The sequence below is a fragment of the uncultured Actinobacillus sp. genome (assembly GCF_945915845.1).
Classification (GTDB): domain Bacteria; phylum Pseudomonadota; class Gammaproteobacteria; order Enterobacterales; family Pasteurellaceae; genus Exercitatus.
The window spans coordinates 1-6,990 of sequence record NZ_CAMEFX010000065.1 but is presented as its reverse complement, the minus strand read 5'-3'; the positions used below and the strand labels follow the sequence as shown (position 1 = coordinate 6,990).

The following is a 6,990-nucleotide window of genomic DNA, read 5'->3' as shown; positions in this document are numbered from 1 at the left end:
ATGGCTTTTTTAGGCGACAACGCAGCTTTTTATTGAAAGATAAACAGACCCTAAACCAAAGAAACTTGAACGCGTCTTCCTGTTTTGGACACAAAAGAAACAAGTGCATCAAGGGTAAATTTATCGGTTTTATGATTGACGATGTCTGAAATACGTGGACGGCTAACACCTAAAATGCTTGCTGCTTCAGCTTGTTTTAAGTGGTTTTCTTTGATCCACTCACTCATCGCATTCATTAACACCAATTTATTCTGTATAAGTTGTTCGCTAGCAGATTTTAATTGTTGTGCTTCTTGTGGTGCAAAACCTAAATCAGCAAAAACATTGCCGTTAGCTTCTGTGGTATGGCGAATTTGAGTATCAATCATTTTACTTGCTCCTGTAATGCTTTTACGGCTACATAGCGAGCCTTGATAATTTCTAAATCTTTTGGGGAGGTTTTCTGTGTTTTCTTTTGGAAACTATGCAAGCAATAAATGGCATCAGCAAATTTCGCCACATAGACCAAACGGAACGCGCCTGATATATCTCTCACACGAATTTCCATTACACCGGAACCGAGATTTTGCATTGCTTTAAAATCTCGTGGCAATAAACCTTGTTAAACAAGATCTAAGTCGAAACCCAGTTCACGCTTAATGTTATCGGGAAACTCTCGAATATCATCGAGAGTGGAGCCAACCCAATGGATAGGCTTTCGGTTATTTTGTGTATTCATAATGTATAAAATTTTATACAAATTATTTCTTTTGGCAAGGAAAAGTTATGTCTTCAATATTGAATTTACATACTTTTGTTTACAGCAACCCTAACTGAATTTCCTTACGCGCTTCAGGCACAATGACATGAATACCCACTAAGCGCACCGACCGTCCCTGACATCTTTCCCATATTTCCGCCAATAATTGCCGGAATGTTTTAAGTTCAAACACCACCGCACTTTTTTCAAGGGTGGTGACATGGAAATCCTCAAATTTGAGCTTCACGCCCATTTTTCGATAACGCAATAAAGGAATATCCGGTTTCGCACGCAATGTTCGGCGTTCTAATTCAGGATAAAGTGCGGTTAAAATGGTTTGTGCTTCATCAAGGGTGCTAATGTTATAAGATAATGTACGTTCCACGCCAACAGACTTTCGTTCTCTATGAGGTTGCACTTCTCGTTCATCTATACCATGACTAAAATCCCAAATACGTTTTCCCATTTTGCCAAATTGATTCACCAGAATAGGCAAACTCAACTTTTGTACATCAGAACAGGTTTCCAACCCCATTTTTCTTAGATGTTCGGTCGTTACTTTTCCAACGCCGGGAATTTTATGCAAAGGTAGCGTTGCCACAAATGAATTCACATCATCCGGACGAATGACAAATTGCCCATTGGGTTTATTTTGATCAGAGGCGATTTTGGCAAGAAATTTTAATGGGGCGATGCCGGCAGATGCCGTAAGATGCAATTCATCAAAAATGGCTTGGCGAATTTCCTGTGCTATCCAAGTGGCAGATCCGGAACAATGCTGACATTCCGTCACATCCAAATAAGCTTCATCGAGTGAAAGTGGCTCAATAATATCCGTATAACGGCGAAAGATTGCGTGAATTTGCGCGGAAACGGATTTGTACAATTCCATTCTTACCGGAAGCAAAATAAGGCTAGGGCAGAGTTTAACCGCTTGAGCCGTTGGCATGGCACTACGACAACCAAATTTTCGCGCTTCGTAATTACAGGTTGTTAACACACCACGTTGACGACTGGTTCCGCCTACAGCAACCGGTTTCCCAATAAGCGTGGGATCTTCACGCATTTCTACGGCGGCGTAGAAACAGTCCATGTCAATATGAATAATCTTACGAGTGGTATTTTTCATAAAAGCGCGGTCAATTTAAATATTGTTTTATTGACCGCACTTTATCACAAATAACTGTATAAATAAATAGTTTATTGCGTTCTGGAGAGGTTTAGCACTTTAGAAAATAATCGCTTAAACAATAATGGGATAGACTGTGTTCCGCGTTGCTCGATTTCATTCGAGATAGCGATAGCTAAATCAGGTTTTGATGTTCGTTGAATGGCTCGTTGAATAATTTTATGCATCGGGTAAACATTATTTTGTGCAACCCAATGGGCGAGACGAACAAAGACCTGATCAAACCCTTCCACATAAAAGAAATGTTCAATATCGCTGCGCGGTAAAATAGTTAAACGATCTTCCGGTTTTTCTTGTTCATTGATCATCATTTTAACAATATCCGCATATTTTCGCCCGGCTTCATCACCATCCGTTAACGCATACCATTCAATCCCCATGGCTTGCGCATACTTGATTAAAGGGCGCAAACCGGATTGGGCAAATTCCACAATACGAATCCCTTCCATCGCTAAATGAATGCCCAGCAATTCTGCGATTTCAGATAAAAGCCAAACTTCGGTTTCGCCTTCCACTAAAATCCAAGTGCGAGAAAATAAGGCAAGGCTCCGATTATGATGAATATGAAAGGTTAAACGGCGTAAATCTTCTTTACTCAGATCGCGGCGGTTAAGCTGATAGGCACGTGTACGATCTGTATAGCGAACAAGGCGACAGATATCACGTAATGAGGCTTGTGACAAAAGTTCGACAGAATTGGTTGTGGTAATACGTTGAATGGGTAAATATTGGGTGAGTTCCCATAATATTGTCACCATTCTTGGGTGTAAGCGAGATTCGGGATCTTCAAAAATCAAAATGGGGTGAACGGATTGTGCGGTTTCCGTAGGATGTTCCGCGTTGAGCAATGATAGCCAAAAATGCAAAAGTTGATATTGCAATTGACCTTGCTCATCTTGCTTTAATTTTGCACATAAGGATTTGAGGTCATTCCATAAATTTGTCGAATCCAATACAGGATCTTCTAACGGAGTACGCATAAAATAATGTTGTACTAACACCCCAACCGCGTGTAATTCGAGACAGCTATGACTTTCTATTTTAGAAGCCAAGGTTGTCGCACGTTTTAATGAATGTTGATTTAGACGAGCATCTCGTAAGCGATAAATCGGGTAGCGGTTAACCAAAATCAGCGCAATATTCTCCGCACTTTTTAGTTCAATGGTTTCACCATGAACATTCAAAAACGAATAATGGGTTTCAATTTTTTCCCCTTGTCCTTCACCTGTCACGCGTAAATAAATACGATCCAAACCGTCATCATGCGGCACAAACACATCCCGTAATGCTTCATTTTGTGGCGCATCGTTTTCTTGCTTATCGCGCTCAGAAAAAGTAAAGAGTAGCGTAATATTTTGTGGTTCTTGAGATTGGTGAAAATCTTCAGCAGTAAACTGATAGAGCGTATTTTTACCATTTAAAATTAAACTCAAGGCAGCCAATAAACTGGATTTCCCCCAAGCATTTTCCCCGATTAAGAGCATGTTTGGACGTAAGTGAATTGACAGTCGATTAATACCGCGAAAGCCCATAATTTCCAGTTGGCGCAAATACATTTCATTGAGTTCCATTCGTTTTCAGTTAGAATAGGGTCTGTTTATCTTTCAATAAAAAGCTCCGCCGCAGCTTTTTATTGAAAGATAAACAGACCCTAAGCATAAACAGACCGCACTTTATTTTCAAGAGATAAAAAAGATGTTTGAAGGATTATTAATTGTTTTAGCCCCCATGTTGTTGGGCTATTTCATCAAAACAACCAAGGAAAAATTACTGAGCCTGATCAATCGAATGGTGATGATATTACTTTATGTCATTCTATTTGTGATGGGCGTGTCGCTAGGGCAAATTGAGAATGTTTTAACTAAACTCCCTAATATCGGCTTTTCCGCGTTGACCTTTGCCTTGCTCATTATGGGCTGCAATATTATTGGATTAATTATTTTCGATAAACTCAAACCGGCGCCTTTGAAGCATCTCGGTTCCAATTTACCGCCACGCTGGAAACTTTTATTAGACAGTGCAAAACTTTGTTCAATGGTCTTATTAGGCTTTGTGTTTGGCTTTTTTAGTTACGGCTATTTTGCGTTACCGTTACATGCAAGCACCTATGTTTTAGTCACCTTAATTTTCTTTGTGGGGATCCAATTACGTAACAATGGTATTTCATTACGCGAAGTGTTATTTAATCAGCGTGGGATTTATACCGGCTTCATTATGATCCTAACCTCATTAGTTGGGGGAATATTGGCGGCTTATGCGCTGAAACTCCCGTTGACCCAAGGATTAGCCATTGCTTCAGGATTAGGTTGGTATTCTTTGTCCAGTGTCGTAATTAATGATGCTTGGGGGCCGATATTTGGAAGCATTGCCTTTTTTAACGACTTAATGCGTGAAATTGTCAGCCTTTTTGTGATTCCATTATTTATGTTCCATTATCGTTCAACCGCGGTTGGGTTAGCCGGTGCCACAGCCTTAGATTGCACATTGCCTATTATTCAACGTTCAGGGGGAATGGAAGTCGTACCGCTTGCCATTAGTTTTGGTTTCGTGACGAATATTGCGCCGCCAATTTTATTGGTCTTTTTCTCATCCATTCCGCTGTGATGTTGAGGAAACAGCGGAATTGGGTGCTAAAAGGCAAATCCCTATTTGCACATCAAATAAGGATCAGGGTATTGATACACAAAATCCAATTCATCACAGATTTTATTGCCCAGAACAATCCGTTGTAAATCATCCTGTTGGCAATTAAAGTGCGGTGGATTTAAAGCGAGTTTTTGGGCAATAGCGGTATAATATTCTGCTCGAGTTGGGTGTTGAGGGGCAACTAAATGGTATAAACGATGGCCGCTAGGGGTTTCAAGTAGACTTTGTACCGCGCGTGAACAGTCTTCCAAATGCACTAAATTGACAGGGGAATTACCTTGGTCATAGGCTTTTCCACTCATAGCATGAACAGGATGACGATCATCACCAATTAACCCGCCAAAGCGCAAAATATCCACATCAAGATCTTTAAATTGAAAAAGCATTTGTTCGATTTGATAGAAAACAGAGTTTTCATCTGCCGCGCTCAATTCCGTAAATTCGCCCTGTGCTTGGGGAAAAACGGATGTCGTGCTGATAAAGATAATATGCTGCACCCCATACAATAAGGCTTCATTCACCAAATTCTCAATACTTCGCATATAAACATCAGGATCGAAGAAATGTGAGCTAGGCGGTAAATTAATCACAAGGCTGTCCACAGACAAGAGCGCATAAAGGTCGTCAGGATCGGCATTGATGTCAGGGGTGAGTTCCAGCTGATAGGTTTCAAGTCGCCATAAACGCATTTCTTCCACCCCTTCAGGCGTGCGTTTACTGCCTTTTACGTCCCAACCCAGATTACGCAAATCACGGGCTAAAGGTAAACCAAACCAACCTAATCCAACAATGGCTACTGATCGCATAATGTTCCTTGTAGGGGCAAAACATTTTTTGCCCCAAAATATCGTGGAATGTCAGGGCGAAAAATATTTCGCCCCTACAGTTCTTTGGGGTTATTTGGACAACAAATCCAACGCTTCTTGGTATTTCGCTACGGTTTTTTCAATCACATCCGCCGGCACTTTCGGCGCTGGGGCTTGTTTGTTCCAACCGCTATTTTCTAACCAATCGCGCACAAATTGTTTGTCAAAAGACGGCGGATTGGTGCCTTCTTTATAGGTTTCCACTGACCAAAAACGGCTTGAGTCAGGGGTTAACACTTCATCCATTAACGTCAATGTACCGTTTTCATCTAAACCGAATTCAAATTTGGTGTCGCAAATAATAATGCCTTTGGTTAAGGCAAAATTTGCCGCTTCCGTATAAAGTGCAATGGCGGCATCGCGAACTTTCGCCGCTAATTCTGCGCCAATTTGACGCTCACATTCTTCATAAGAAATATTAATATCGTGATCGCCTACTTCCGCCTTGCTGGATGGGGTAAAAATCGGTTGCGGTAATTTGCTGGCTTCAACTAAGCCTTCCGGTAATTTCAAGCCACAAATTGTGCCTGTTTTGTTATAGTCTTTTAAGCCTGAACCTGTTAAATAACCGCGCACAATGCTCTCAATTTTAACCGGGGTCAGACGTTTACACACCACGGCGCGATCTTTCACCAAATCCGCTTCTTCTTTTGGCAACACATCGTAAACGCTGTCGCCGGTAAAATGATTCGGCATAATATGGGCTAATTTGTTAAACCAGAAATTAGAAATTTGGGTCAAAATTTCCCCTTTACGTGGAATCGGATCGTCTAAAATCACATCAAAAGCGGAAAGGCGATCCGTGGCGACCATGAGCATACGTTTATCGTCAATTTCGTAGAGATCACGTACTTTACCTGAATAGATTTTTTTTAAACTTAATTCGGTCATTGTGTTTGTCCTTGTTGATATTGTATTTTTAAAACTGCCCGAAAGTATACCGCACTTTGCAAACGTTTGCTATACGGTTTTAACTTGCACTTCAAGCCAAAATAGCCGACAATACGCCCCGATTTTTACTACTGAAAAAGAATAACAATGACCTATCCACAACAAGTTGATAAACGCCGCACATTTGCGATTATTTCTCACCCCGATGCGGGTAAAACCACCATTACAGAAAAAGTGCTTTTATACGGAAATGCCATTCAAACCGCCGGTTCTGTCAAAGGCAAAGGCTCAACGGCGCACGCCAAATCTGACTGGATGGAAATGGAAAAACAACGTGGTATTTCCATTACCACCTCTGTGATGCAATTCCCTTATAACGACTGCTTAGTGAATTTACTGGATACCCCGGGGCACGAAGACTTCTCGGAAGATACCTATCGCACATTGACCGCCGTGGACAGCTGCTTAATGGTGATTGATGCGGCAAAAGGGGTAGAAGAGCGCACCATCAAATTAATGGAAGTTACGCGTTTGCGCGACACGCCAATTTTAACCTTTATGAACAAACTCGACCGCGATATTCGCGATCCAATGGAATTATTGGACGAAGTTGAAAGCGTGTTAAATATTCATTGCGCGCCTATTACTTGGCCGATTGG

General features: G+C 41.2%; 7 protein-coding genes and 1 pseudogene. 2 read left to right on the top strand and 6 right to left on the bottom strand.

The window, feature by feature from the left end; all coding sequences use genetic code 11:
• Nucleotides 1–50: 50 nt before the first annotated feature.
• The 4 genes and pseudogenes from Q0O89_RS10050 to Q0O89_RS10035 all read right to left on the bottom strand — a co-directional run bounded on the left by Q0O89_RS10050 (nucleotide 51) and on the right by Q0O89_RS10035 (nucleotide 3,484).
• Nucleotides 51–368: an XRE family transcriptional regulator gene (locus tag Q0O89_RS10050; RefSeq protein WP_293731563.1), complete on the bottom strand. Its 318-nt coding sequence runs from the start codon at nucleotides 366–368 to the stop codon at nucleotides 51–53.
• Nucleotides 365–718, bottom strand: a pseudogene (locus Q0O89_RS10535) (type II toxin-antitoxin system RelE/ParE family toxin). Before Q0O89_RS10535 ends, Q0O89_RS10050 begins: the two are co-directional and overlap by 4 nt.
• A gap of 79 nt (nucleotides 719–797) precedes the next feature.
• Entirely contained in the window at nucleotides 798–1,868 is a 1,071-nt protein-coding gene (gene dinB / locus Q0O89_RS10040; protein ID WP_293731561.1) for a DNA polymerase IV, read from the bottom strand.
• Nucleotides 1,869–1,939: 71 nt separating this feature from the next.
• Entirely contained in the window at nucleotides 1,940–3,484 is a 1,545-nt protein-coding gene (locus Q0O89_RS10035) for a DUF2813 domain-containing protein (RefSeq protein ID WP_293731564.1), read from the bottom strand.
• 139 nt (nucleotides 3,485–3,623) lie between these two features.
• Between Q0O89_RS10035 and Q0O89_RS10030 the strand changes: the two genes are divergently transcribed.
• The gene (locus Q0O89_RS10030) at nucleotides 3,624–4,532 is read left to right on the top strand and encodes a lysine exporter LysO family protein (protein WP_293731560.1); all 909 of its coding nucleotides are present in this window, start codon (nucleotides 3,624–3,626) and stop codon (nucleotides 4,530–4,532) included.
• Between the two features lie 41 nt (nucleotides 4,533–4,573).
• Here Q0O89_RS10030 and Q0O89_RS10025 read toward each other — a convergent pair whose 3' ends face one another.
• Both Q0O89_RS10025 and Q0O89_RS10020 read right to left on the bottom strand, forming a co-directional pair.
• Nucleotides 4,574–5,380, bottom strand: a complete 807-nt coding sequence (locus Q0O89_RS10025; protein ID WP_293731559.1) for an SDR family NAD(P)-dependent oxidoreductase — start codon at nucleotides 5,378–5,380, stop codon at nucleotides 4,574–4,576.
• A 90-nt stretch (nucleotides 5,381–5,470) separates the two neighbouring features.
• Nucleotides 5,471–6,331, bottom strand: coding sequence for a phosphoribosylaminoimidazolesuccinocarboxamide synthase (locus Q0O89_RS10020; protein ID WP_273391043.1), 861 nt, complete (start codon nucleotides 6,329–6,331; stop codon nucleotides 5,471–5,473).
• Between the two features lie 147 nt (nucleotides 6,332–6,478).
• Between Q0O89_RS10020 and Q0O89_RS10015 the strand changes: the two genes are divergently transcribed.
• Nucleotides 6,479–6,990, top strand: a 512-nt coding sequence (locus tag Q0O89_RS10015) for a GTP-binding protein (RefSeq protein WP_293731558.1), incomplete at its 3' end; no start/stop codon positions are given.